Annotated in this window: 28 protein-coding genes and 1 pseudogene; 21 read left to right on the forward strand and 8 right to left on the reverse strand. The window is 67.8% G+C overall.

What is annotated here, in order from left to right; translation table 11 throughout:
• From ACE3OU_RS15865 to ACE3OU_RS15875, 3 genes are all read right to left on the reverse strand, one after another.
• Positions 1-233: group II intron maturase-specific domain-containing protein (locus ACE3OU_RS15865; RefSeq protein ID WP_374242558.1), on the reverse strand; the 233-nt coding region annotated here is incomplete at its 3' end.
• A 154-nt stretch (positions 234-387) separates the two neighbouring features.
• Complete coding sequence (locus ACE3OU_RS15870; RefSeq protein WP_374242522.1) at positions 388-1,929, reverse strand: TRAP transporter large permease subunit; 1,542 nt, start codon at positions 1,927-1,929, stop codon at positions 388-390.
• Entirely contained in the window at positions 1,930-2,520 is a 591-nt protein-coding gene (locus tag ACE3OU_RS15875; protein WP_374242523.1) for a TRAP transporter small permease subunit, read from the reverse strand.
• Between the two features lie 247 nt (positions 2,521-2,767).
• Between ACE3OU_RS15875 and ACE3OU_RS15880 the strand changes: the two genes are divergently transcribed.
• From ACE3OU_RS15880 to ACE3OU_RS15920, 9 genes and pseudogenes are all read left to right on the forward strand, one after another.
• A complete protein-coding gene (locus ACE3OU_RS15880) occupies positions 2,768-3,406 on the forward strand; it encodes a histidine phosphatase family protein (protein WP_374242524.1) in 639 nt (212 codons plus the stop codon).
• A gap of 96 nt (positions 3,407-3,502) precedes the next feature.
• Positions 3,503-4,666, forward strand: a pseudogene (locus tag ACE3OU_RS15885) (Cache 3/Cache 2 fusion domain-containing protein); the annotation flags it as partial.
• A gap of 48 nt (positions 4,667-4,714) precedes the next feature.
• Complete coding sequence (locus ACE3OU_RS15890) at positions 4,715-5,542, forward strand: methyl-accepting chemotaxis protein (protein ID WP_374242559.1); 828 nt, start codon at positions 4,715-4,717, stop codon at positions 5,540-5,542.
• A gap of 92 nt (positions 5,543-5,634) precedes the next feature.
• Positions 5,635-6,885, forward strand: coding sequence for a serine hydroxymethyltransferase (gene glyA / locus ACE3OU_RS15895; protein ID WP_374242525.1), 1,251 nt, complete (start codon positions 5,635-5,637; stop codon positions 6,883-6,885).
• Positions 6,886-6,916: 31 nt separating this feature from the next.
• Positions 6,917-7,396 (forward strand): transcriptional regulator NrdR, encoded by a 480-nt coding sequence (gene nrdR / locus ACE3OU_RS15900; RefSeq protein WP_141353399.1) that lies wholly within the window; start codon positions 6,917-6,919, stop codon positions 7,394-7,396.
• Positions 7,397-7,405: 9 nt separating this feature from the next.
• Positions 7,406-8,494: a bifunctional diaminohydroxyphosphoribosylaminopyrimidine deaminase/5-amino-6-(5-phosphoribosylamino)uracil reductase RibD gene (gene ribD / locus ACE3OU_RS15905; protein WP_374242526.1), complete on the forward strand. Its 1,089-nt coding sequence runs from the start codon at positions 7,406-7,408 to the stop codon at positions 8,492-8,494.
• 115 nt (positions 8,495-8,609) lie between these two features.
• Positions 8,610-9,569: a beta-propeller fold lactonase family protein gene (locus ACE3OU_RS15910; protein ID WP_374242527.1), complete on the forward strand. Its 960-nt coding sequence runs from the start codon at positions 8,610-8,612 to the stop codon at positions 9,567-9,569.
• On the forward strand, positions 9,569-10,327 hold the full coding sequence (locus tag ACE3OU_RS15915; protein WP_374242528.1) for a polysaccharide deacetylase family protein: 759 nt from the start codon (positions 9,569-9,571) through the stop codon (positions 10,325-10,327). Before ACE3OU_RS15910 ends, ACE3OU_RS15915 begins: the two co-directional genes overlap by 1 nt.
• The gene (locus ACE3OU_RS15920; RefSeq protein WP_374242529.1) at positions 10,327-11,304 is read left to right on the forward strand and encodes a sterol desaturase family protein; all 978 of its coding nucleotides are present in this window, start codon (positions 10,327-10,329) and stop codon (positions 11,302-11,304) included. The genes ACE3OU_RS15915 and ACE3OU_RS15920 overlap by 1 nt, the downstream gene beginning before the upstream one ends.
• Here ACE3OU_RS15920 and ACE3OU_RS15925 read toward each other — a convergent pair.
• Genes ACE3OU_RS15925 through ACE3OU_RS15935 form a run of 3 tightly spaced genes read right to left on the reverse strand, consistent with a single transcriptional unit; the run spans position 11,296 to position 13,998 of the window.
• Complete coding sequence (locus tag ACE3OU_RS15925; protein ID WP_374242530.1) at positions 11,296-12,045, reverse strand: ThiF family adenylyltransferase; 750 nt, start codon at positions 12,043-12,045, stop codon at positions 11,296-11,298. The two genes, ACE3OU_RS15920 and ACE3OU_RS15925, sit on opposite strands and share 9 nt — an antisense overlap.
• Before the next feature lie 60 nt (positions 12,046-12,105).
• Positions 12,106-12,561, reverse strand: coding sequence for a hypothetical protein (locus ACE3OU_RS15930; RefSeq protein ID WP_374242531.1), 456 nt, complete (start codon positions 12,559-12,561; stop codon positions 12,106-12,108).
• Between the two features lie 24 nt (positions 12,562-12,585).
• Positions 12,586-13,998: a S41 family peptidase gene (locus tag ACE3OU_RS15935; protein WP_374242532.1), complete on the reverse strand. Its 1,413-nt coding sequence runs from the start codon at positions 13,996-13,998 to the stop codon at positions 12,586-12,588.
• A gap of 286 nt (positions 13,999-14,284) precedes the next feature.
• Between ACE3OU_RS15935 and ACE3OU_RS15940 the strand changes: the two genes are divergently transcribed.
• The 6 genes from ACE3OU_RS15940 to ACE3OU_RS15965 are packed head-to-tail and all read left to right on the forward strand — an operon-like array spanning position 14,285 to position 17,263.
• The gene (locus ACE3OU_RS15940; RefSeq protein WP_374242533.1) at positions 14,285-14,599 is read left to right on the forward strand and encodes an ArsR/SmtB family transcription factor; all 315 of its coding nucleotides are present in this window, start codon (positions 14,285-14,287) and stop codon (positions 14,597-14,599) included.
• 36 nt (positions 14,600-14,635) lie between these two features.
• Positions 14,636-15,052 carry a rhodanese-like domain-containing protein gene (locus tag ACE3OU_RS15945; protein ID WP_374242534.1) on the forward strand — a complete coding sequence of 139 codons (417 nt, stop codon included), beginning with the start codon at positions 14,636-14,638 and terminating at the stop codon, positions 15,050-15,052.
• Positions 15,053-15,054: 2 nt separating this feature from the next.
• Complete coding sequence (grxC, locus tag ACE3OU_RS15950; RefSeq protein ID WP_374242535.1) at positions 15,055-15,324, forward strand: glutaredoxin 3; 270 nt, start codon at positions 15,055-15,057, stop codon at positions 15,322-15,324.
• A gap of 39 nt (positions 15,325-15,363) precedes the next feature.
• A complete protein-coding gene (gene secB, locus ACE3OU_RS15955; protein WP_374242536.1) occupies positions 15,364-15,825 on the forward strand; it encodes a protein-export chaperone SecB in 462 nt (153 codons plus the stop codon).
• The gene (locus ACE3OU_RS15960; protein ID WP_374242537.1) at positions 15,825-16,277 is read left to right on the forward strand and encodes an SH3 domain-containing protein; all 453 of its coding nucleotides are present in this window, start codon (positions 15,825-15,827) and stop codon (positions 16,275-16,277) included. The genes secB and ACE3OU_RS15960 overlap by 1 nt, the downstream gene beginning before the upstream one ends.
• A gap of 5 nt (positions 16,278-16,282) precedes the next feature.
• Positions 16,283-17,263, forward strand: coding sequence for an NAD(P)H-dependent glycerol-3-phosphate dehydrogenase (locus ACE3OU_RS15965; RefSeq protein ID WP_374242538.1), 981 nt, complete (start codon positions 16,283-16,285; stop codon positions 17,261-17,263).
• Between the two features lie 39 nt (positions 17,264-17,302).
• On the opposite strand, the gene ACE3OU_RS15970 is transcribed toward ACE3OU_RS15965, so the two are convergent.
• A complete protein-coding gene (locus ACE3OU_RS15970) occupies positions 17,303-17,767 on the reverse strand; it encodes a tRNA (cytidine(34)-2'-O)-methyltransferase (protein WP_374242539.1) in 465 nt (154 codons plus the stop codon).
• Positions 17,768-17,800: 33 nt separating this feature from the next.
• Complete coding sequence (locus ACE3OU_RS15975; protein ID WP_374242560.1) at positions 17,801-18,499, reverse strand: phosphoribosyltransferase family protein; 699 nt, start codon at positions 18,497-18,499, stop codon at positions 17,801-17,803.
• Positions 18,500-18,576: 77 nt separating this feature from the next.
• On the opposite strand from ACE3OU_RS15975, the gene bioB reads away from it, so the two are divergent.
• The 6 genes from bioB (at position 18,577) to ACE3OU_RS16005 (ending at position 24,017) form a co-directional block, all read left to right on the forward strand.
• Positions 18,577-19,596, forward strand: coding sequence for a biotin synthase BioB (gene bioB / locus ACE3OU_RS15980; protein ID WP_374242540.1), 1,020 nt, complete (start codon positions 18,577-18,579; stop codon positions 19,594-19,596).
• A gap of 16 nt (positions 19,597-19,612) precedes the next feature.
• Positions 19,613-20,497, forward strand: a complete 885-nt coding sequence (locus ACE3OU_RS15985; protein WP_374242541.1) for a methyltransferase domain-containing protein — start codon at positions 19,613-19,615, stop codon at positions 20,495-20,497.
• A 3-nt stretch (positions 20,498-20,500) separates the two neighbouring features.
• Entirely contained in the window at positions 20,501-21,148 is a 648-nt protein-coding gene (locus tag ACE3OU_RS15990; protein WP_374242542.1) for a pyrimidine 5'-nucleotidase, read from the forward strand.
• A 36-nt stretch (positions 21,149-21,184) separates the two neighbouring features.
• Positions 21,185-22,261 carry a 3-deoxy-7-phosphoheptulonate synthase gene (locus tag ACE3OU_RS15995; protein WP_374242543.1) on the forward strand — a complete coding sequence of 359 codons (1,077 nt, stop codon included), beginning with the start codon at positions 21,185-21,187 and terminating at the stop codon, positions 22,259-22,261.
• The gene (gene serB, locus ACE3OU_RS16000) at positions 22,261-23,091 is read left to right on the forward strand and encodes a phosphoserine phosphatase SerB (RefSeq protein ID WP_374242544.1); all 831 of its coding nucleotides are present in this window, start codon (positions 22,261-22,263) and stop codon (positions 23,089-23,091) included. The genes ACE3OU_RS15995 and serB overlap by 1 nt, the downstream gene beginning before the upstream one ends.
• 386 nt (positions 23,092-23,477) lie before the next feature.
• Positions 23,478-24,017: a C40 family peptidase gene (locus tag ACE3OU_RS16005; protein WP_374242545.1), complete on the forward strand. Its 540-nt coding sequence runs from the start codon at positions 23,478-23,480 to the stop codon at positions 24,015-24,017.
• The last annotated feature ends 41 nt before the right edge of the window (positions 24,018-24,058 follow it).

Genomic DNA, 24,058 nt, shown 5'->3' on the forward strand with positions numbered 1-24,058 from the left:
CACTCATCGAGCTCGCAAAACACCTTGGGCGTCTGCGCAAGTTGGAAGGAGCCCTTCCAGCCCGGCAGGCAAGTCCGCAATCGTTCAACGAACTCCGGCAGGCTGCGCCCACCCGAACGTCTCGTCAGTTCCCGGAGGCGTTGCTTGAAGGTCGCTTTGGCTTTGTCGGCAACCTTGCACCGGACCTGACCGCCTGGACCATACCAGAAGGTATAGCCCAGGAATTCCCAGATCGATCCCGATCAGCGTCACGACATTCATGATGGCCTCCCAAAAAAGTAAAATCCCTACTCGGCGTAGTCCGCTGGGTAGGGATCGGGCTGACCATCTCATTAAGGCCCGGGGCGAACCCGGGCTTTTCAATGCGCTGCGTGTGCTGGCGCGGGCTTACTTCTTGTCGCCCTCCTGGAGGGCCTTCTCGAGGGCCTTCTCGAGGGCCTTCGCGGCATCGTCCTCGGCCCCCGGCGCGGGGATGGCGTTCGGATCGGCGGGGGCCGCCTCGCCCTCCTTCGGCGCCTCGTCGAAGTGCACCTGGGCGTCGTCGGGGCCCTCGCTGCTCGGCACCACGATCTCCACGGAGTCGGTATCCACCTGGGCCTGCTTCTCGAGCCCCATCGTCACCAGCTGCGGGAAAGCAATCAGGATGCCCACCATGATGATCTGGATGATCACGAAGGGCACCGCGCCCCAGTAGATCTGGGTCGTCTTGATCGACGACGGCGCCACCGAGCGCAGGTAGAACAGCGCAAAGCCGAACGGCGGGTGCATGAAGGAAGTCTGCATGTTCACCCCCAGCAGCACGCCGAACCAGATCAGGTCGATCCCGAGCTTCTCGGCCACCGGGGCCAGCAGCGGCACCACGATGAACGCCAGCTCGAAGTAGTCGAGGAAGAAGGCCAGCAGGAAGATCAGAATGTTGACCGCGACCAGGAAGCCCACCTCGCCGCCGGGCAGGTTGCCCAGCAGGTGCTCGACCCACAGGTGGCCCTCGACGCCGTAGAAGGTCAGCGAGAAGACCCGCGCGCCGATCAGGATCATCACCACGAAGGTGGTCAGCCGGGCGGTGCTCTCCATGGCCTGCTTGAGCAGCTTCATGTCGATGCGCCGGCGCACGATCGCCAGCGCCAGCGCGCCGAAGGCCCCCATCGCACCGCCTTCGGTCGGCGTGGCGATGCCCAGGAAGATGGTGCCCAGCACCAGGAAGATCAGCAGCAGCGGCGGCATCAGCGTGGTGACGACCCGCAGCAGCAGCTTGGCGCCGTGCAGCGTCCGCGCCTCGGGCGGCAATGCCGGCACGCTGGCCGGCTTGAAGACCGCCACCAGCGCCACATAGCCCACGTAGAAGCTGGTGAGGACCAGGCCGGGGATCAGCGCGCCCTGGTACATGTCGCCCACCGAGCGGCCGAGCTGGTCGGCCATGATGATCAGCACCAGCGACGGCGGGATGATCTGCGCCAGCGTGCCGGAGGCCGCGATCACCCCCGAGGCGATGCGCTGGTCGTAGCCGTAGCGCATCATGATCGGCAGCGAGATGAGGCCCATCGAGATCACCGAGGCGGCCACCACGCCGGTGGTCGCGGCCAGGATCGCGCCCACGAAGATCACCGCGAAGGCCAGGCCGCCGCGCACCGGGCCGAACAGCTGGCCGATGGTGTCGAGCAGGTCCTCGGCCATCCCCGAACGTTCGAGGATCAGGCCCATGAAGGTGAAGAACGGGATCGCCAGCAGGGTGTCGTTGGACATCACCCCGAAGATGCGGTCGGGCAGCGCCTGGAACAGGGCCGGCGTGAGCAGCCCGAGCTCGATGCCGATCAGGCCGAAGACGACCCCGTTGGCCGCCAGCGCAAAGGCCACCGGATAGCCGAAAAGCATGAACACGACCAGCGCCCCGAACATCAGGGGCGCCATGTTGGCAGCAATGAATTCCATTTAGACGTTCTCCCCGCGCTGTTTCTTGATCACCTCGGCCAGCTGTTCCTCGGCCGACGGCCCCTCGTCCTTCGCGTTCGGGTCGGCGATCAGGCCCTTCAGGAAGGCGAAGCGCTTGATCAGTTCGGAGATGCCCTGCAGGATCAGCAGGAAGAAGCCCGCCGGCACCAGCGCCCGCACCGGCCACACGATCAGGCCGCCGGCGTTGGAGGAATACTCGTTGGTCCGGTAAGACTCGAGGAAGATCGGCCACGACAGGTAAAGCACCGCGCAGGCCATCGGCGCCAGGAAGAAGATCGTGCCGATGATGTCGATCCAGGCCAGGGTGCGCGGCGAGAAGCGGCTGGACACCACGTCGATGCGCACGTGGGCATTGCGCTTCAGCGCGTAGCCGGCGCACAGCAGGAAGATCGCCGAGAACAGATACCACTGGATCTCCAGGAAGCCATTGGAACTGTAATTGAAGGCGTACCGCACGAAGGCGTTGACGGCGCTGATCAGGGTGACGACCAGAACCAGCCAGATCGCAGCCTTTCCGACGTTTTCGTTGAGCGCGTCTATGGCACGCGACAGCTTGAGCAGGGTTTGCACGTCCTGCACCTCCTTGTGTATTGGATTGATCTCTCCTGCCGGGCGCGGGCATCCTGGGATGGCGCGCGCCGATTATCGGCAAGGAAGACCCGCCGGCAATCGTGGATTACGCCTATCCGCCGCCGGGCCATGGGAAACTCAGCCCGCAGAATAGCGCAAAGCAGCCCAGCCTGAGCAGCGTCATCCACGGGCCCCGGGCCGCCCGGCGTGAGATAATTGCGGGCTTTCCACCAGACTGGATGCAGCCATGCTCACCCGCCTCTGCCTCGTCCGCCACGGCGAAACCGCGTGGAACGCCGAACGCCGCCTGCAGGGCCACACGGACATTCCCCTCAACGCCCACGGCCTCGCCCAGGCCCAGGCCACCGCGGCCAGCCTCGCCGGCGAACGCTTCGACGCCGCCTACAGCTCCGACCTGGCCCGCGCCCGCCAGACGGCCGAAGCCATCGCGGGGCGCTGCCGCCTCACGCCGGCCTTCGACGACCGCCTGCGCGAGCGCCACTACGGCGCCTTCCAGTCCCTCACCTACGACGAGGCCCGGGCGCGCTACCCGGACGCCTACCACCGCTTCGAGACCCGCGACCCCCACTTCACCCTCGCCGAGGGCGGCGAGAGCCTGATCCAGTTTGCCGAACGGGTCCGCGCGACCCTCGAAACCATCGCCGGCCGCCACCCGGGGGGCAGCGTGCTGATCGTCACCCACGGCGGCGTGCTCGACATCGTCCACCGGCTGGCCACCGGCAAGCACCTCCAGGCGCCGCGGGATTTCGGCATTCCCAACGCCGCCCTCAACTGGATCGCCTGGGACGGCCGCGCATGGTCCCTGATCAGTTGGGCCGAGCAGCGCCACCTCGACCAGTCCCTCGACGAGCTCCCCAACGCCTGAGCGGGCACTCGCGGGCGATCGGCCCCATTAAAGTTTCCTGGCGCCCGGCCGTTTCAGACAGGAAGGTCCTACCTCTCGAACCGGCTGGAGTCCACGATGTCATTCCTGAAGCGCCAATCCCTCGTCCATCAGATCGCCCTGGCCGCCAGCTTCGTCAGCCTCGTGATCTTCGCGGGCCTGATCATCTTCACCTCGCACTTCACCGAGGGTTACGCCCTCAAGAAGACTGAAGAGGAGCTCACCCATCAGGTGGCGAGCCTTGTCAACATGCTGGAGCTGAGCCACGAAAACGCCGTGGCCCGGGCCAACAACAGCCTCGCCCGGATCAAGGGCAAGCTCGGCACCCTGCGCGTCGGGCCGGACATCGTCACCGTGGGCGCGTACCAGCTCCCCGCCGTGCGCAGCGGCGAGGTGGTCATCAACGGCAATGAAGGGCTGCTCGAATCCCTGCGCAACGCCGCCGACGCCGACCCGGCCCTGCTGGTCCGCTCCGGCGACGAATTCGTGCGCGCCGCCACCCTGCTCAAGGACAAGGACGGCAAGAGCACCTAGGGCACCCCCCTGAAAGGCAACAGCCCCGAAGTGCAGGCCCTGCTGGCCGGCAAGCCCTACACCGGCGTCGTCAAACGGAACGGGAAATTCTATGTTTCGGCCATCGAGCCGATCACCGACGACAAGGGCAAGGTCGTTGCCGCCATCGCCGCGCGGGTGAACATCCAGGCCGAGATGGACCGCCTCATGAAGACCGTCAGCTCGATCAAATCGGGTGACACAGGCTATGCCTACATCGTCGCACCGGGGGCCGACACCATCACCAGCGAGTTCATCGCCCACCCGACCGTGCAGGGCAAGAACATCGGCGAAATCAACAACCCGGCCATGACGGGCGTGGTCGACCAACTGCTCGCCCGCAAGCAGGGTGTCCTCACCTACAACTGGAGCCGCAGCCCGGGCGCCCCGGCCACCGAGCCCAAGATGGTGGTCTTCCAGACCGTCGGCAGCTGGAACTGGATCGTCGCCACCGGCAGCTTCATCGACGAATTCACCAAGGACGTCCGGACCCTCCGCAACACCCTGATCGGCCTGTGCCTGGGCGGCGCGCTGCTGATGAGCGGCGTGCTGTTCTGGATCTCCCGGCGCCAGCTCGCCCCGCTGCACGTGCAGCTCGACGCCATGCAGCGCATCGGCGCGGGCGACATGACCGTGCGCTTCCCCGACTGCGACGTGGACAGCCGTAACGAACTCGACCAGATGGGCCGTGCGCTCCAGAACACGACCGCCCAGGTCGGCGCCCTGATCCGCGAGGTCATGGAAGCGAGCACCGCGGTCCGGGACGCGGCCCACACCCTGCGCGTCGGCGCGTCCGAGGTCTTCGACGGCACGGCGACCCAGAGCGAGGCGGCAGCCGGGCTGGCCGCCGCGGTGGAGGAGCTGTCCGTCAGCATCACCCACGTCTCCGACAGCGCCACCACCGCCCACGACATCACCCGGCAGGCCCAGCAGCACGCCGAGCACGGCGGCACCCGCGTCCGCCAGATGACCGAAGGCATGAACCGCATCGCCAGCGAGATCGACCAAGCCAGCGCCGCCGTCAACATGCTGTCCGAACGCTCGGCGCGCATCTCCAACATCGGCAAGATCATCAACGACATCGCCGACCAGACCAACCTCCTCGCCCTCAACGCCGCCATCGAAGCGGCCCGGGCCGGCGAAACCGGCCGCGGCTTCGCGGTGGTGGCGGACGAAGTGCGCAAGCTGGCCGAACGCACCGCCAGCTCGACGCGGGAGATCTCCGTGACGGTGAGCGAGGTGCAGACCGAGGCCGAGCGGGTCGTCACGATGATCAACGGGGTGACCAGCGAGGTCCAGGCCGGCGTCCGCCTGGCCGCCGACTCGGGCAGCGTGCTCGCCACCATCGGCGACGAGAGCACCCGCACCACCCAGGCCGTCAACGACATCGCCGACGCCACCCGCGAACAGAGTGCCGCCAGCCAGGAAGTCGCCCGTGGCATCGAGCACATCGCCACGATGGCCGAACAGAACAAGCAGGCCACCCGCCAGACCCAGGAACAAACCCGTCGCCTGGAAGAGCTAGCCGCCCAGCTGCAGGCCAAGGTCTCCCACTTCCGCACCTGAAACCCGGTGCCCACGGCCTGCCACGCGGCTTTCTGCAAGCCCGGCAGGCCGTGCTAAAATCCGCCCTTGATTCCAACCCCACCCGGATTGCCATGTTTTCCAAGCAAAATACCCTTGCCAAGGTCGACCCCGAACTCTGGCAGGCCATTGAGGCCGAAAACCGCCGTCAGGAAGAGCACATCGAACTGATCGCTTCCGAAAACTACGTCAGTGCAGCCGTCATGGAAGCCCAAGGCTCCCAGCTCACCAACAAGTATGCGGAGGGCTACCCGGGCAAGCGTTACTACGGCGGTTGCGAGCACGTGGACGTCGCCGAGCAGCTGGCCATCGACCGTCTCAAGACGCTGTTCGGCGCCGAAGCCGCCAACGTCCAGCCGAACTCCGGCTCCCAGGCCAACCAGGCCGTGCTGATGGCCTTCGCCAAGCCCGGCGACACCATCATGGGCATGAGCCTGGCCGAAGGCGGCCACCTCACCCACGGCATGCCGCTCAACATGTCGGGCAAGTGGTTCAACGTCGTCGCCTACGGCCTCAACGAAAAAGAAGAGATCGACTACGACAAGATGGAAGCGCTGGCCCGCGAGCACAAGCCGCGCATCATCATCGCCGGCGCCTCCGCCTACTCGCTGCGCATCGATTTCGAGCGTTTCGCCAGGATCGCCAAGGAAGTCGGCGCGATCTTCTGGGTCGACATGGCCCACTACGCCGGTCTCATCGCCGCCGGCTACTACCCCAACCCGGTGCCCCACGCCGACGTGGTCACCTCCACCACCCACAAGACCCTCCGTGGCCCGCGTGGCGGCATCATCCTGATGAAGGCCGAGCACGAGAAGGCCCTCAACTCCGCGATCTTCCCGGGTCTGCAGGGTGGTCCGCTGATGCACGTCATCGCTGCCAAGGCCGTGGCCTTCAAGGAAGCCGCCACCCCCGAGTTCAAGCACTACCAGGAACAGGTGCTGGCCAACGCCCGCGTGATGGCCCGTGTGCTGGGTGAAGAGCGTGGCCTGCGCATCATCTCCGGCCGCACCGAAAGCCACGTGTTCCTGGTCGACCTGCGCTCCAAGAACATCACCGGCAAGGAAGCCGAAGCCGCCCTCGGCCGCGCCCACATCACCGTCAACAAGAACTCGATCCCCAACGATCCGCAGAAGCCCTTCGTCACCTCCGGCATCCGCATCGGCTCGCCGGCCATGACCACCCGCGGCTTCACCGAGATCGAGGCCGAGCGCATCGCGCATCTCATCGCCGACGTGCTCGACAATCCCAACGACGAAGCCACCGCCGAAACCGTGCGCGCCAAGGTTTCCGAACTTTGCCGCCAGTTCCCGGTGTATGGTGCCTGATCGCGCCCGCGGCAAGCACGCGTAAGCATCCATGCATTGCCCCTTCTGCGGCGCCGACAACACGCAGGTCACCGACACCCGTGAAAACGAAGACGGTGACATCGTGCGGCGCCGCCGTCGCTGCCTGTCCTGCGACAAGCGCTTCACCACCTACGAGCGCATCGACCTCAAGATGCCCCAGGTGGTCAAGAAAAACGGCAGCCGGGCCGACTTCAGCCGCGACAAGCTGCTCGGCAGCCTGACGCTGGCCCTGCGCAAGCGGCCCGTCACCGCCGAGAGCGTCGAAGCCGCCGTCGATCGCATCGAGGCCAAGCTGCTCTCTTCCGGCGAGCGCGAGATCGCCTCCGAACGCATCGGCGAGCTCGTCATGCGCGAGCTCAAGAAGCTCGACAAGGTGGCCTACATCCGTTTCGCCTCCGTTTATCGTGCCTTCGAGGATGTGGACGAGTTCTCCGAAGTCATCCGCGAAGTCAGCCCCCGGCCCCGCGGCCGCCCCCGCAGCACCCCCTGAAAGCCCCGCATGCACGCCACCGCCGACGACCACCGGTGGATGGCCCGCGCCCTCGAACTGGCGGAGCGCGGTCTGTTCACGACCACCCCCAACCCCCGCGTCGGCTGCGTGATCGTCCGCGACGGCCGCTGTGTCGGCGAAGGCTGGCATGTGCGCGCCGGCGAGCCCCACGCCGAAGTCCATGCCCTGGCGATGGCCGGCGAGGCCGCCCGGGGCGCCACGGCCTACGTCACCCTCGAACCCTGCTCCCACCACGGACGCACCCCGCCCTGCGCCGAAGCGCTGGTCCGCGCAGGCGTGGGCCGGGTCGTCGCGGCCATGGAAGACCCGAACCCGCTGGTGGCCGGCCGCGGCCTCGCCCGTCTCCGCGAGGCCGGCATCGCCACCCTCTCCGGCGTCCTCGAGGCCGAAGCCCGCGAACTCAACCTCGGCTTCGTCTCGCGCATGACCCGGGGCCGCCCGTGGCTGCGTCTCAAGGCCGCCGCCACCCTCGATGGCAAGACCGCCCTCGAGAACGGCGTTTCCCAGTGGATCACCGGCGACGACGCCCGCCGCGACGCCCATCGCTGGCGCGCCCGCTCCTGCGCGGTGCTCACCGGCATCGGCACCGTCCGCGACGACGACCCGCAGCTCAACGTGCGCGCCATCCCCACCGACCGCCAGCCGCTGCGCATCGTGGTGGACGCCCGCCTCGACACCCCCCTCAATGCCAAGCTCCTCGACGGCGGCCCGGTGCTGATCGCCGGCGCCATCGACGACCCGGCACGCATCGCCGCGCTGCGCCACCGGGGCGCCGACGTGGTGATCCTGCCCAACCAGGGCGGCAAGGTCGACCTGCCCGCGCTGCTCGCCGAGCTGGGCCGGCGTGGCATCAACGAGGTGCTGGCCGAGAGCGGCTTCAAGCTCAATGGCTCACTGCTCCGCGAAGGCTGCGTCGACGAGCTCATCCTGTATCTGGCGCCGGTCCTGGTGGGCGATGCCGCCCGCGGGCTGTTCAACCTGCCGGCGCTGGAAAGCCTCGCCGACAAGCGCCGGCTGGCCTTCCGGGACGTCCGCCTGGTCGGCGGCGACCTGCGGATCGTCGCGCGGCCCGCCTGAACGGCCTAACCCGGCCGGATCATCTGTGAAGCTTTGACAAAGATCGCCATCGGCCGTCAACATTGAGACGCAGATGTCGTTAAATCGGATGCTGCCTTCATCCGAACCCGCTTCAATGCGCCTGTCTTCGCTCCTTCCCCTGCTCGTCCTCGCCTCGCTGGCCGTCTCCGCCCGGGCTGAAACGGCCATCGTCCTCAATTCCGTCGACGAGAACGTCAGCTTCATCGACACCCGGACCTACAAGGAGACCGGCCGCGCGCCGGCCTGCAAGGAACCCCATCACCTGATGGCGACCCCGGACGACAGCTCGGTGATCGTCGCCTGCGCAATCTCCAACGAGCTGGTCTTCTTCGACCCCCGGACCGGCAAGGAACAGAAGCGCATCAAGAACATCTCCGACCCCTATCAGCTCGGCTTCTCGCCGGACAACAAGTGGTTCGTGGCCAACTCCCTGCGCCTCGACCGGGTCGACCTCTACAAGGCCGCCGACTTCTCGCTGGTCGCCCGCATCCCGGCCGCCAGGACGCCCTCCCACATGGCCTTCGACAAGGCCAGCCGCTTCGTCTTCGTCACGCTGCAGGACTCCAACGAAGTCCTCGCCATCGACCTCAAGACCCGCGAGCCGGCCTGGAAGGTTCCCGTCGGCCCGACCCCCGCCGGCATCCACATGACGCCCGACGACAAACACCTGCTGGTCGGCATCATGGGCGCCGACTACGTGGAGGTCATCGACTGGCGCGCCCGGCGGACGGTCAAGAAGATCATCACCGACAAGGCCGCTCACAACTTCCTGCCCAAGGGCGACGGCCGCCATGTCTTCGTCTCTAACCGCAGCGTGAGAGGCAGCATCTCGCTCGTGGACATGCAGACCCTCACCGAGATCGAGAAATACGACGTCCCCGGCGGCCCCGACGACATGGAGATCCGCGCCGACGGCAAGGAGCTGTGGGCCACCGCGCGCTTTGCCCGCAAGGTGCAGGTGGTGAACCTCGAGCAGAAGAAGCTCTCCCACTCGATCCCGGTCGGCCGTTCGCCCCACGGGGTGTCCTTCATCAGCCACGCTCCGAGGCTGTGATGCGGGCGCTTGCACGCGGCGCCCTAGCCGCAGCCCTCGCCGCCTCCCTGCCGGTGCCGGCCCACGCCGCAGCCCTGGCCTGCCGGGGTACGCTCTACCTCACCCTAGACACCGGCAACATGCGCCACGCCGAGGCGATCGCCGACATCCTCGCCCGGCATCAAGTCAAGGCCACCTTCTTCGTCGCCCAGGAGAAAACCTGGCGTGGCGATCACGCCCTCGACCCGGCCTGGGCCGGCTACTGGAAGGCCCGCGTCGCCGAAGGCCACGCCTTCGGCAGCCACACCTGGCGCCACGGCGCCTTCCGCCGCGACACGCCGGACGGCAAGGTCATCTACCGCCTGATGGACGGCCGCCAGCTCACCCTGGGGGCCGACGAGGTGTGCGCCGAGCTGCGCCAGCCGGACACCCGCTTCGCCGAGCTCACCGGCCGCCGCCTCGACCCCCTGTGGCGCGCCCCCGGCGGACACAGCACCCCCGGGACCCTGAAGGCCGCCGAGGCCTGCGGCTACCGCCATGTGCGCTGGGCACCGGCCGGCTTTCTGGGCGACGAGCTGCCCTCGGCGGCCTATCCCAACGCTGCCCTCCTCCGCCGCGCCCTCGCCACGCTGCGCGACGGCGACATCCTGATGGCCCACCTCGGCATCTGGTCACGGCAGGATCCCTTCGCCCCGATGCTCGACCCCCTGATCGCCGGCCTCAAGGAAAAGGGGTTCTGTTTTGCCACGCTGCCCGCCCCTGGCCGCCGGGAGCGATGATGGAGTTCTTCACCGACCTGCTGGTGAGCACCCAGGGCTGGCTCTTCGACAGCCTGGTGCAACCGCTGCTGTTCGCCCTCGGCCTCGGCGGCTTCGTCGAGATGGGCTTCGAGGGGGTCGAGCTGGTGCTGCTCGGCCTCGTCGAGCTGGCCATCGCCTACACGCTGATGCGCCCCCTGGAAGCCTGGTGGCCGGCCGAAATCTGGGCCCACCGCCGGGCCGTGCGGGTGGATGTGATCTACACCCTGCTCAACCGCCTAGGCATCGTGCCGCTGGCGGTGTTCGCCCTGCTCGCGCCGCTGTTCCTGAGCGTGGACGGCTGGCTGCGCTTCCACGACATCATCCCCCGCCAGCTCGAGGACTGGCTGCCCGGCCTCGAACACCACCCGCTGGCGAGCTTTCTGGTCTATCTGGTGATCCTCGATTTCGCCGAGTACTGGCGCCACCGCCTGTCCCACACCTTCCGGTGGTGGTGGGCGCTGCACGGCATCCACCACTCGCAACGCCAGATGTCGTTCTGGACCGACTCCCGCAACCACCTGCTCGACGACCTGCTCGCCGGCCTGTGGTTCGCGTCGCTGTCACTGCTGATCGGCGTGCCGCCCGGCCAGTTCATCGGCCTGCTGATCGTGCTGCGGCTGGTGGAAAATTTCTCCCACGCCAACACCCGACTGACCCTGGGGCCGCTGGGCGAGCTCCTGCTGGTGGGCCCGCGCTACCACCGCTGGCACCATGCGCTCGACCTGCCGGCCGATCCGCGCCTGCGCCGTGGCTGCAACTTCGCGATCCTCTTTCCGGTGTGGGATATCGTCTTCGGCACCCGCTACCTGGCACCGGATCTGCCGCCCACCGGCATCCACGAGGGCAGTGAGCGGGAGATCACCGCCCGCGACGGTTTCTGGGCCCAGCAGAAGCTCGGCTGCGTGCTGCTGTGGCAGGCCCTGACGACCCGGGCCGGCAAGCAGCCCTCAGCGTGAGGCGCACACCGGGCAGCTCGGGTCGCGCATCAGGCGCACGGTGCGCAGGTCCATGCCCAGGGCGTCCAGGAGGAGGAGCCGCCCGTTGAGCGTCTCGCCGCAGCCGGCCAGCAGCTTGAGCGCCTCGGCCGCCTGGATCGCGCCGACAATGCCGGTGATCGGCGCAAAGACGCCCATCACCGCGCAGCGCACCTCCTCGACGTCCTCCGCCTCCGGAAACAGACAGTGGTAGCACGGGGTGTCGTCGCGGCGCAGGTCGAACACCGACACCTGACCGTCGAAGCGCACCGCGGCCCCCGACACCAGCGGCTTGCGGGCGACCACACAGGCCCGGTTGATGGCGTGGCGGGTGGCAAAGTTGTCGGAGCAGTCCAGCACCACGTCGGCGGCGGCCACCTCGGCCTCGAGGGCCGCCCCCTCAAGCCGGCGGGACAATGGCAGGACGCGGGTCTCCGGGTTGAGCCGGGCCAGGGTGTCGCGCCCCGACTCCACCTTGAGCCGCCCCACCCCTTCCTGGCTGTGCAGGATCTGCCGCTGCAGGTTGGTAAGATCGACCGTGTCACCATCGGCCAGCACCAGAGTGCCGACGCCGGCGGCCGCCAGATACATCGCCGCCGGCGAGCCCAGCCCCCCGGCCCCCACCACCAGCACGCGGGAAGCCACGATGGCCTCCTGCCCCTCGATGCCGATCTGGGGCAGCAGGATATGGCGCGAGTAGCGCAGGAGCTGATCGTCGTTCATGGCCGGACACAAGAAAATACTGAAGGTAAAAACAACGCTGCCCCATGAAGGGGCAGCAGGCTATTTGAATTCGCGCAGCTCTGGCGGCGTCTCGTCCCGATCGCCGTGGAGGTGATGCGCATAGGCCTGGATGTACACCTCGTGGGACTGCTTGATCAGCCGCTCGGGAGAGCGCAGGTTATGCACCTGGGTGTCCTCGACGTAATAGATCAGGGCACGGTGCAGGCGGATGAGCAGCGAACGATCGAGGTGGAAGCCCGCGTTGGTAAGCGCCTCGTCGAGGAGCCGCAGGGTGAAGTCGAGCACGTTGTAGTGCACGATCAGGGTCAGTTCGTCCGGGCCCGCCTCGACCCGCACCCCCCGCAGCGCCGCCAGCGAGCGCCACGCCTGGGCGGCCTGCCCGGGCGGGAAATCCTTGAAGCGGATCTCCCGCGTCTTGGCCACACCGCTGACCGCGTGGTGGGCTCCGTTGTCGTGCTTGCGCCCGGCCAGCTTGTAGGCAGTCTCACGTCGCATCCGGGGCCTCCTCCGCAGTCTGGTTTATTTGCCGTTATTCTGGAGGATCTGCAGGCCCTTGAGCAAATTGACTGCCTGGGCCAGCTGATAATCGTCCTTGCCGGCGAGCTCGAAGGGCGGCTTGGCCTCGTCGGGCTCGTCCTTCGGCTTGTCCTTGGCCTTCGGCGCCACGTCCTTCCTGGGCGGCACCGACGCCGCCTCGGCGGGCTTGGGTGCCTCGGGCTCCTTGCCGTTGCCCAGGTGGCGGTCGAGATCGGCTTCCCGCAGGCGATCGCGGGAGGCGCCGCCCGGCGTCTCCTCGACGACGATGTCGGGGACGATGCCCTTGGCCTGGATCGAGCGCCCGCTGGGCGTGAAGTAGCGCGCCGTCGTCAGCTTGATCGCCGCATTGCTGTTGAGGGGCAGGATGGTCTGCACCGAGCCCTTGCCGAAGCTCTGGGTGCCCATCACCACCGCGCGCTTGTGATCCTGGAGGGCGCCGGCGACGATCTCGGACGCCGAGGCCGACCCGCCATTCACCAGCACCACCATCGGCACCGTCTTGATGGAAGCCGGCACATTGCGGATGTAATCGTCGCGGGAACCCCGCAGGTAGTCCTCGGGTATCGCCAGATACTTGCGCTTGGAATCGTCGGTGCGCCCGTCGGTGGACACCACCAGCGCCCTGGGCGGCAGGAAGGCCGCCGACACGCCGACGGCCCCGTGCAGCAGGCCGCCCGGGTCGTTGCGCAGGTCGAGCACCAGGCCCTTCAGCTCGCCCTGCTTGACCAGCCGCTCCAGATGCTGGACAAGGGACGCCGCGGTCTGCTCCTGGAACTGCACCACCCGCACGTAGCCGACGCCCGGCTCGACGAGCTTCGACTTGACGCTCTGGACCTTGATGACCTCCCGCACCAGCGTCACCACGATGGGCTTGCTCTCGCCCTTGCGGGCGATGGTCAGCACGATGCTGGTCTTGGGCTTGCCGCGCATGCGCTTCACGGCATCGTTGAGGGACATGCCCTTCACCGAGGTGTCGTCGAGCTTGATGATGAGGTCGCCGGCCTTGATGCCGGCGCGGAAGGCCGGGGTGTCCTCGATCGGCGAGATCACCTTGACGACCCCGTCCTCGGAGCCCACCTCGATGCCGAGGCCGCCGAACTCACCCTGGGTGCCCACCTGCAACTCCTTGAAAGCCTCGGCATCCAGATAGGCGGAATGGGGATCGAGGTTGGAGAGCATGCCGCTGATCGCATGGGTGATCAGCTTCTTGTCCTCGACCGGCTCGACGTAGCCCTGCTTGATGGCATTGAACACGTCGGCCAGGTTGCGCAGCTCCTCCACCGGCAGCGGGGCGAGCGGCGACTTGTCCGCGTTGGCCGAGAAGTTGAGGCTGATCAGAACCCCGGCGCACAGCCCCGTGAACACCAGGCCGGCCTGTTGAAGTCTACTGCGCATATTGTCTCCGTCACGGCGGGCATTTTTGGTGCCTGCGCCATCACCAGCCCCGGGATCGGGCCGATCTGAAAGGCGGAACGAGTATAAACCGGAAAGCGTCGACGCCCTCGCGCCGGGGCCTGCACGCCCGCCGCCGCCCCGGGAAACGGGCCTGGTGCGGGCACGCGGCGCCGCGATGGTGCCTTCCGGAGAGACGTCCGCCACAGGCATTTCGAGCCGCCTTGGCACATACAAGTTCAAAGGTGGTATTTTAATATATTAATGTGTAGCAAAACCCGCTCATTTCGTGGACAACAACACCGTCAATCTCCTCGCCAAGCAAGAGCACATCGAGACCGCAGCGCGTGCGCTCAAGGCGATCGCGCACCCGCTGCGCCTCAAGATCCTCTGCGTGATCGGCGCCGACGAAGCCTGCGTGCAGGACATCGTCGACACGGTCGGCACCTCCCAGAGCAACATCTCCCAGCACCTGGCAATCCTGCGCGACAAGGAAGTCCTCCTGAGCCGCAAGGACGCCAACCGGGTCTTCTACCGTGTCGGAGACCCGCGCACCCTGCAACTGATCGCAATGATGCGTGAAGTGTTCTGCGGGGATAACTAAGCCCTTCTGTCCTCTCCCCAACCTGGAGTTCGTTTCATGGAATTCATCCAGCACGACTGGAACTGGGCCTGGGCAACACTTGCCGCCGTCAGCGGCACACTGCTCCTGGTCACCTCCCTGCGTGGCGGCGGGCGCGGCGTTTCGCCGGCCCAGGCCACCCAGCTGATCAACCGCGAGGACGCCATCGTCGTCGACGTGCGCGAGTCCGGCGAGTACGCCGCCGGCCACATCCCCGACGCCCGCCACATCCCGCTGGGCGACCTCGCCAAGCGCGCCGGCGAACTCGAAAAATTCAAGGACAAGCCTGTTATCCTCAATTGCCAGAGCGGTGCCCGCTCGGCGTCGGCCTGTTCCGTCCTGAGCAAGGCAGGCTTCTCCCGCGTCCACAACCTTGAAGGTGGCATCGCGGCCTGGGAGCAGGCCGGCATGCCCATCCGCCGCAAGAGGAAATAAGCATGCAACCCAAGATCCTGATGTATGCCACCGCCGTCTGCCCCTACTGCGTGCGCGCCGAAGGGCTGCTGCGCCGCAAGGGCGTCACCGAGATCGAGAAGGTCCGGATCGACACCGACCCGGCCCGCCGCGACGAGATGATGGAGCGCACCGGCCGCCGCACCGTGCCGCAGATCTACATCGGTGATTACCACGTCGGCGGCTGCGACGACCTCTTCGCCCTCGACCACGAAGGCAAGCTCGACCCGCTGCTGCGCGGCGAGACCGCCTGAGCTCCGCTCCAACCCGATTTTTCAACCGGAACCACCACCATGTCCGAAACCGCGCAACCCGTCTTCTCCATCGAAAAGCTCTACGTCAAGGATCTCTCCATCGAGGTGCCCAACGCGCCGCAGATCTTCCTCGAGCGCGAGACCCCGCAGATCAACGTCCAGCTGCGCACCGAGAGCAACGGCATCGACGAGGGCATCTTCGAAGTCGCCCTGACCGTCACCGTCACCGCCCAGCTGCCCGAAGAAAAGACCGTGTTCCTGGTCGAGGTGAATCAGGCCGGCATCTTCCAGATCCGCAACGTCCCGCAGGAAGACCTGGAGCCGATCATGATGATCGGCTGTGCCAACATCCTCTTCCCCTACGCCCGCGAGGCCGTCTCCGACGCCGTCGCCCGCGCCGGCTTCCAGCCGGTGGTGCTCGCCCCGGTCAACTTCGAGGCCATGTACGCCCAGAACCGCCAGCAGGCCGCGCAGGCTGGCACCGACGTGCCGATCCAGTAATGAGCATGCGCCGCCTCACCGCCGCGGCGCTGTTCGGCCTGCCGTTCGCCTGCGCGGCGGCGGGCCTCGGCCCTTCGGATTTCCGCTCCCTCGCCGAACCGGCCATCCTCTACGATGCGCCGTCCAAGCAGGGCAAGCCGCTGTTCGTGATCCAGCGCCACACCCCGGTCGAAGTCGTGGTCAACATCGACCGCTGGACCAAGGTGCGCGAACCGGCCGGCAGCCTGCTGTGGCTGGAGCGCCGTGTGCTTTCCGAAAAGCGCACCGCCATCATCACCGCCGCCCGCGCCGACATCCGTCAGCGCCCCGATAGCGCCGCGCCGCTGGCCTTCGAGGCCGTCAAGGACGTCGTGATCGAGCTCGTCGACAAGCCCGCCGACGGCTGGGTCAAGGTCAGGCACCGGGACGGCAGCACTGGCTTCATCCGCGTCAACCAGATCTGGGGCCTTTAAGCGCCATGCGTATTGCCGTTTTCGGAGCCGGCGCCTGGGGCACCGCCCTCGCTCTCGCCTTCAGCCGCCACCACGACGTCGTGCTGTGGAGCCGCGAAGCCGACGAAATCACCGCCCTCACCACCGACCGTGAGAACCGGCGCTACCTGCCGGGCGTCCCGCTGCCGGCCGAGCTGCGCCTCAGCGCCCGGCTCGACGAAGCCGCCCAGGCCGACCTCCACCTCGTCGTCACGCCCCTCGCCGGCCTGCGCGACACCGCCCGCGCCCTCCAGGCCGCCGCCCCCGGCACGCCGCTGCTGTGGGCCTGTAAGGGCCTGGAAGCCGGCACCGCCAAGCTGCCCCACCAGATCGTCGCCGAAGAGCTGGGCCACGACGCGCCCTGTGGCGTGCTCACCGGCCCCAGCTTCGCCATCGAGGTGGCCCAGGGCCTGCCGGCCGCGGTGACCATCGCCGCCCGCGACCTCGAATTCGCCCGCCACTGGGTTCACGCGCTGCACAACAACCGGCTGCGCCTGTACGCCAACGACGACCTCGTCGGCGCCGAAGTGGGTGGCGCGGTCAAGAACGTCATGGCCATCGCCGCCGGCGTGGCCGACGGCATGGGCTTTGGCCTCAACGCCCGGGCAGCCCTGATCACCCGCGGCCTCGCCGAGATCACCCGGCTGGGCGTGGCCCTCGGCGGCCGCCGCGAAACCTTCATGGGCCTCGCCGGGCTCGGCGACCTGGTGCTCACCTGCACCGGCGACCTCTCGCGCAACCGCCGCGTCGGGCTGCTGCTGGCCGAAGGCAAGACCCTGCCCGACATCCTCGCCGCCCTTGGCCACGTGGCCGAAGGCGTCAGTACCACCCACGAAGTGGCCACCCTGGCGGCCCGGCTGGGGGTCGAGATGCCGATCACCAACGCCGTCGATGGCCTGCTGCGGGGCACCCTCGCCGCGCGCGAGGCCGTCGAGCAGCTCCTCGCCCGCGACCCGAAACAGGAATAGGCAGTCTGTCGGGGGCGGCCAACCGGTCGCCCGGGCGACTCAGGCACCGCCGGCAAACCCCGCCTGGCGCCAGGCCTCATAGACCACCACCGCCGCGGCGTTCGACAGGTTGAGGCTGCGATTGCCCGGCCGCATCGGAATCCGCAGGCGGCGCTCGTCACCGAACTCCGCGTGCAGCTCCGGCGGCAGCCCGCGGGACTCGGACCCGAACACGAACACGTCGCCCGGCTCGAAGGCCACCTCCGCATAGCTGCGCCCACCGTGGCTGGTCAGCGCGAAGATGCGCTGCCCGGCAAAACCCGCCCGACAGCTCGGCCAGTCTTCATGCACGGTCACCACCGCCATGTCCCGGTAATCGAGGCCAGCGCGGACGAGCTGCTTCTCCTCCAGCGTGAACCCCAGCGGTTTGACCAGATGCAGGCGGGCGCCGGAATTGGCACACATGCGCATGATGTTGCCGGTGTTCGGGGGAATCTCCGGCTGATGAAGGACGACATGGAACATGGGCGCGGATTGTGCCTGCCGCGCCCCCGGCGATCAACCCGGCGCCGGCGTGCGCGCCACGACCCGGTTCTCGACGCTCGCCGCGCCGACCGCCTTCAGGGTGCGGGCCAGCTCCGCCAGGGTCTCGCCGGTGGTCATCACGTCGTCGATCACCACCACCCTCAGGCCCTCGACCGCCCCCCGCACGCGGAAGGCCCCGCGCACGTTGCCGGCCCGCGCCTTCCACGGCAGCTCCGCCTGGGGGTGGGTGTCCACGTCCCGGGCGATGCCGTCGAGGCGCAGCGGAATGCCCCAACGCTGCGCCAGTGGCCGGGCCAGCTCCGCCGCCTGGTTGAAGCCGCGGGCGCGCAGGCGCGCCGGATGCAGGGGCATCGGCACCACCAGGTCCGCCTCGGGCCGCGGCGCCGCCGCCATCAACCCGACGAACAGCCGCGACAGGGCCAGACGATGGCCGTACTTGAGGGCCTGTACCATGCGGTCGACGGGGAACGCATAATCGAGCGCCGCGCGGCTCGCCTCGAAGGGCGGCGGCGCCCGCAGGCACACCCCGCACACCTGGCCGAGGGGCGTTTCGATGGCACACACCGGACAACGCGCGCGGGCCCGCCCAGGCAAGGCCGCGCAGCAGTCGTCGCAGAGCACCTCGCCGCCGCTGCCGGCGCCGCAGGCAAAACACTGCTGGGGCAAAATGGCATCGAGCGCCACCCCTGCCCAGCGCCGCCATCCAAGCACTTGATTTGACAAGCCCAGACCCCTTCAGGGAAACTCGCTGGTTTCGTAATTTATAATTACAGCCAAAATAAGGGTGTATGACAATGACCGCAACCCTCGCCCACGCAGAGACCTGCTCCGCCGCCAGCGGCACCCAGACCAATCCGGGCTCGGCACCCGCCGCCCGCAAGCGCTGGACGGTCGCTGAAGTCGAAGCGCTGTTCGCGCTCCCCTTCAACGATCTCCTGTTCCGGGCCCAGCAGGTCCACCGCGAGAACTTCGACCCCAACGCCGTCCAGCGCTCCACGCTGCTGTCGATCAAGACCGGCGGCTGCTCCGAAGACTGCGGCTACTGCTCACAATCGTCCCGCTACGACACCGGCCTCGAGAAGGAAGCCCTGCTGCCCCTCGACGAAGTCCTCGAGAACGCCCGCGCCGCCAAGGCCAAGGGCGCCTCGCGCTTCTGCATGGGCGCCGCCTGGCGCGGCCCGAAGGAAAAAGACCTCACGCCGGTCCTCGACATGGTCCGCGAAGTCAAGAAGCTCGGCCTCGAGACCTGCGTCACCCTGGGCATGCTCAAGGACGGCCAGGCCGAGAAGCTCAAGGAAGCCGGCCTCGACTACTACAACCACAACATCGACACCTCGCCCGAGTTCTACGGCCAGATCATCACCACCCACACCCTGCAGGACCGCCTCGACACCCTCGACAAGGTGCGCGACGCCGGCATCAACGTGTGCTGCGGCGGCATCGTCGGCCTGGGCGAGACCAAGAAGAGCCGCGCCGCGCTGATCGCCGAGCTGGCCAACATGAACCCGCCGCCGGATTCGGTGCCCATCAACAACCTGGTGCAGGTCGAGGGCACCCCGCTCGATGGCGCCGAGGCCATCGACCCCTTCGACTTCGTGCGCATGATCGCCGCCGCGCGCATCACCATGCCCAGCAGCTACGTCCGGCTCTCCGCTGGCCGCCAGCAGATGGACGACGCCCTCCAGGCCCTGTGCTTCATGGCCGGCGCCAACTCGATGTTCTACGGCGAGCGCCTGCTCACCACCGACAACCCGGACGCCGACGCCGACGACAAGCTCTTCGCCCGTCTCGGCCTGAAGGCCGTCTGAGCCCCGCCGCCCACCCATGACCGCCCCCGACTTCCAGCTCGACCCGGGCCTCGTCCGGCGCCGGGCCGGCCGGGCGGCGGCGGCCTATGCCAGCGTCGACACCCTCGCCCGGGAAGTCTCCCGGCGCATGGGCGAACGCCTCGACTACATCCGCATCGAGCCCCGCCGCATCCTCGACCTGGGCTGCGGCCCGGGCGCCGACCTGCCCGCCTTCGCCGAACGCTATCCCGGCGTGGCGCGGCTCGCCATCGACAGCGCGCCGGCGATGCTCGCCCAGGCCCGCGGCGAGACCGGCCTCCTCAAGCGCCTGCTGCGTTTCGGCAAGCCCGCCGAGCCCGATTTCGTGTGCGCCGACGCCCGAGCCCTGCCGCTGGCCCGCGGCAGCGTCTCGCTGGCCTGGTCCAATCTCATGCTGCAGTGGCTGCACGATCCGCTGCCGGCGCTCAAGGAGATCCACCGGGTGCTGGAGGTCGGCGGCATGCTGATGTTCTCGACCCTCGGCCCCGACACCCTTAAAGAGCTCCGCGCCGCGCTGCCGCCCTCCGACGCCGAACACCTGCACCGCTTCATCGACATGCACGACCTCGGCGACGCCCTGGTCGGCGCCGGCTTCTCCGACCCGGTGATGGACATGGAGATGCTCACCGTCACCTACACCAGCCTCGACGACCTGCTCCACGACCTGCGCGCCAGCGGCTCGGCCAACGCCGCCGTCACCCGCCCGCGAGGCCTCGTCGGCAAGGGCCACTGGCAAAAGCTGCGCGCCAACTATGAACGCCTCCGCCGCAACGGGCGCCTGCCGGCCACCGTCGAAGTCGTGTACGGCCACGCCTGGAAGGCCGCCCCCAAGGTCACCGAAGACGGCCGCGCGATCGTCCGCTTCGAGCGCAAGCCCGGCTGAACCATGGCGCCCGTCTGGCTGTTCGACCTGGACAACACGCTCCACAACGCGTCGCCGCACATCTTTCCGCACATCAACCGCAGCATGACGGCCTACCTCATGCAGCACCTGGCGCTGGACGAGGCCGCCGCCAACCGCCTGCGGGTGGATTACTGGCGCCGCTACGGCGCCACCCTGCTGGGGCTGATGCGCCACCACGGCACCGACCCGCATCACTTCCTCCACGACACCCACCAGTTTCCCGAGCTCGACCGCATGGTCGTCTCCGACAATGCCCTGCGCCACCTGCTGGCACGGCTGCCGGGGCGCAAGATCGTCTTCTCCAACGGCCCGCGCCACTACGCCGAGGCCGTGCTCGAGGTCATGGGCATCCGGCGCTTCTTCGTTGATGTGTACGCGGTGGAGCAGATGCGCTTCCACCCCAAGCCCGGCCTCAAAGCCTTTCATCACCTGCTGAAGGACCACCGCCTGCAGGCCTCCCGCTGCATCCTGGTCGAAGACAGCGCCGAAAACCTCCGCAGCGCCAAGCGCCTCGGCATGAAAACCGTGTGGATCAGCCGCAGCCTGCGCCAGCCCGCCTATGTGGATGTGCGCCTGCCTTCGGTACTCGACCTCGCCCGTCATCCGGTCAGGCGCGGCGCTTCGGGGTAAAATGGCGGAATCTGCATTCACGCAAGCACGCCCGCCATGCCCCACGCCCAGACCGACAACCTCAACATCGCGGCCTTCGACCGCATGCCCTCCCCCGAAGAGATCACCCGCGCCGTCCCCCTGTCCGACACGGCCGCCAAGGTCGTGCTCGACGGCCGCCGCACCCTCGAGGCCATCCTCGACCGCAAGGACCCCCGCGTCTTCATCGTCGTCGGCCCGTGCTCGATCCACGACCCCGTCGCCGGCCTCGACTACGCCCGCCGCCTGAAGGCCCTCGCCGACGAGGTCTCCGACACCCTGGTCCTCGTGATGCGCGTCTATTTCGAGAAACCCCGCACCTCCACCGGCTGGAAGGGCTACATCAACGACCCGCACATGGACGACTCCTTCCGTATCGATGAAGGCATGGAGAAGGCCCGCCGCTTCCTGCTGGATGTGAACGAGATCGGCCTGCCCGCCGCCACCGAAGCCCTCGACCCCATCGCCCCCCAGTACTACGGCGACCTCATCAGCTGGACGGCCATCGGCGCGCGCACCTCCGAATCCCAGACCCACCGCGAGATGGCCTCCGGCCTGTCCACCCCGGTCGGCTTCAAGAACGGCACCGACGGCTCCCTCGACGCGGCAGTCAACGGCATCCTGTCGGCGTCCCACCCCCACAGCTTCCTGGGCATCAACGGCCAGGGCCAGTCCTCGATCATCCGCACCCGCGGCAACGCCTACGGACACGTGGTGCTGCGCGGCGGCGGCGGTCGCCCCAACTACGACAGCGTGTCGGTATCCCTCGCCGAGAAGGCCCTCGCCAAGGCCAAGTTGCCGCTCAACATCGTCATCGACTGCTCCCACTCCAACTCCTGGAAGAACCCCGAATACCAGCCCCTGGTGATGCGCGACGTGACCCACCAGATCCGCGAGGGCAACCGCTCCGTCGTCGGCCTGATGATCGAAAGCAACATTGAGGCCGGCAACCAGCCCATCCCGGCCGACCTGTCCCAGCTGCGTTACGGCTGCTCGGTCACCGACGCCTGCGTCGACTGGGCCACCACCGAAACCATGATCCGCGAGATGCGCGAGACCCTGCGCGCCAACCTGTCGCTGCGGAGCGCGGGCTGATGAATCTGGTCGTCCAAGGCCGGAAGGTCGAAACCCGCGCCCTCAAGGATCTTGCCACCCTCACGGGCTCCGAGGGAGTCGGCCGCATTGGCAACAACGCCTTCCGCCTGCTCGGCGCCCAGCCCCACCCGGAGGTCGAAGCCTATTGCGAGGCCAATGAGCTCGACTGCGCCTTCGTGCCCGAGGACCGTCGCCTGAGCGACTTCAAGCTCTTCGTCACCGACATGGACTCGACCCTGATCACCATCGAGTGCATCGACGAGATCGCCGACATGCAGGGCCTCAAGGCCGAGGTCTCGATGATCACCGAGGCCGCGATGCGGGGCGAGATGGATTTCCGCGAGTCCCTCACCCGCCGGGTGGCGCTGCTCGAGGGCCTGCCCGAGGAAGCCCTGGCCCGCGTGTTCGACGAACGCCTGCAATTCAACCCGGGCGCCGAGGCGCTGATCGCCGGGCTCAAGCAGGCCGGGATCGTCACGGTGCTGGTGTCGGGGGGCTTCACGTATTTCACCAACCGCCTGCAGAAGCAGCTCGGCTTCGACTACGCGGTGGCCAACGAGCTCGAGATCCGCGGCGGCAAGCTCACCGGCAAGGTGAAGGGCGACATCGTGGACGGCGAGGCAAAGCGCCACACGCTGCAGCTGGTCCGCAGGCACCACGGCTTCGCCCCCGAAACCGTGATCGCCGCCGGCGATGGCGCCAACGACCTGCCGATGCTGCACGAAGCCGGTGTCGGCATCGCCTATCACGCCAAGCCGGTCGTCCGGGCGCAGGCCACCTACGCGCTCAACCACTGCGGGCTGGACGGCATCCTCAACCTGCTGGGTTGAAGGATCGCGCCGCCTGCCGTCGCCATGCGCCGGCGCTGCCGGCCGGGGACGGCAAGGCGTTTCGACGGGCGCCAGCCCATTTCGGGCTGGCATCGGGAGACACCCCACGAAACACCGGCACGCGGCATGTTCGTGAAGCGATGGGATCTGGTGCGACTGGCGCGGGCGGCTTGGCGACGGGAAGCCGAAGGGCCCTTTTCCGGAAGGATGTCGACCGGTACGACACCCTTCCCGCGCGGCCTCCCGGGCGTCACCACCCACGCACAGTGCGGAGAGGATACTACCGATGCCGAGGGGATATTACCGTGGCACACTGCACATGCTGCGATGCACAACGTTTATTTGTCGATAAACTTTACACACACCCGAGCGTTGGGTAGACTGAGATGATGCCTATCAAAAAGACCATCGCCGGCTTTTTTGTGGCGACCGCGTTTTCCGGCGCGGTCCTCGCGTCGGAGCCCCCACCCGCAGCCCCCGAAGAAATCCCCACCGCATCGATGTTCGAGCGCTATGGTGATTCCATTCGTTCGCTGGTCGATCGCAGCCTCAACTTCCTCGGCGTCCCCTACCGCTTCGGTGGCACCAGCCCGATCACCGGTTTCGACTGCAGCGGCTTCGTCGGCAAGGTGTTCGCCGACGCGCTCGGTTTCGGCATGCCGCGCACGGCGGCCGAAATGTCCCAGATGGGCGAACAGGTCAAGATCAACGAACTCAAGCCCGGCGATCTCGTCTTCTTCAACACCATGCGGCGAGCCTTCTCCCACGTGGGCATCTATCTGGGCAACTACCAGTTCGTGCATGCACCTTCGTCGGGCGGCGTGGTCCGCGTCGAAGACATGCGCCTGAGCTACTGGGCCGCCCGCTACGACGGCGCGCGCCGCGTGCTGCCGGGCGCCTCCGTCCGCCCGACCCAGACCAACTGAGCCGCGCGCCCGGCCAGCCGCCGCGCGACCGCCGCCCCCCT

It is taken from the genome of Zoogloea sp. (assembly GCF_041908905.1).
Lineage (GTDB): Bacteria > Pseudomonadota > Gammaproteobacteria > Burkholderiales > Rhodocyclaceae > Zoogloea.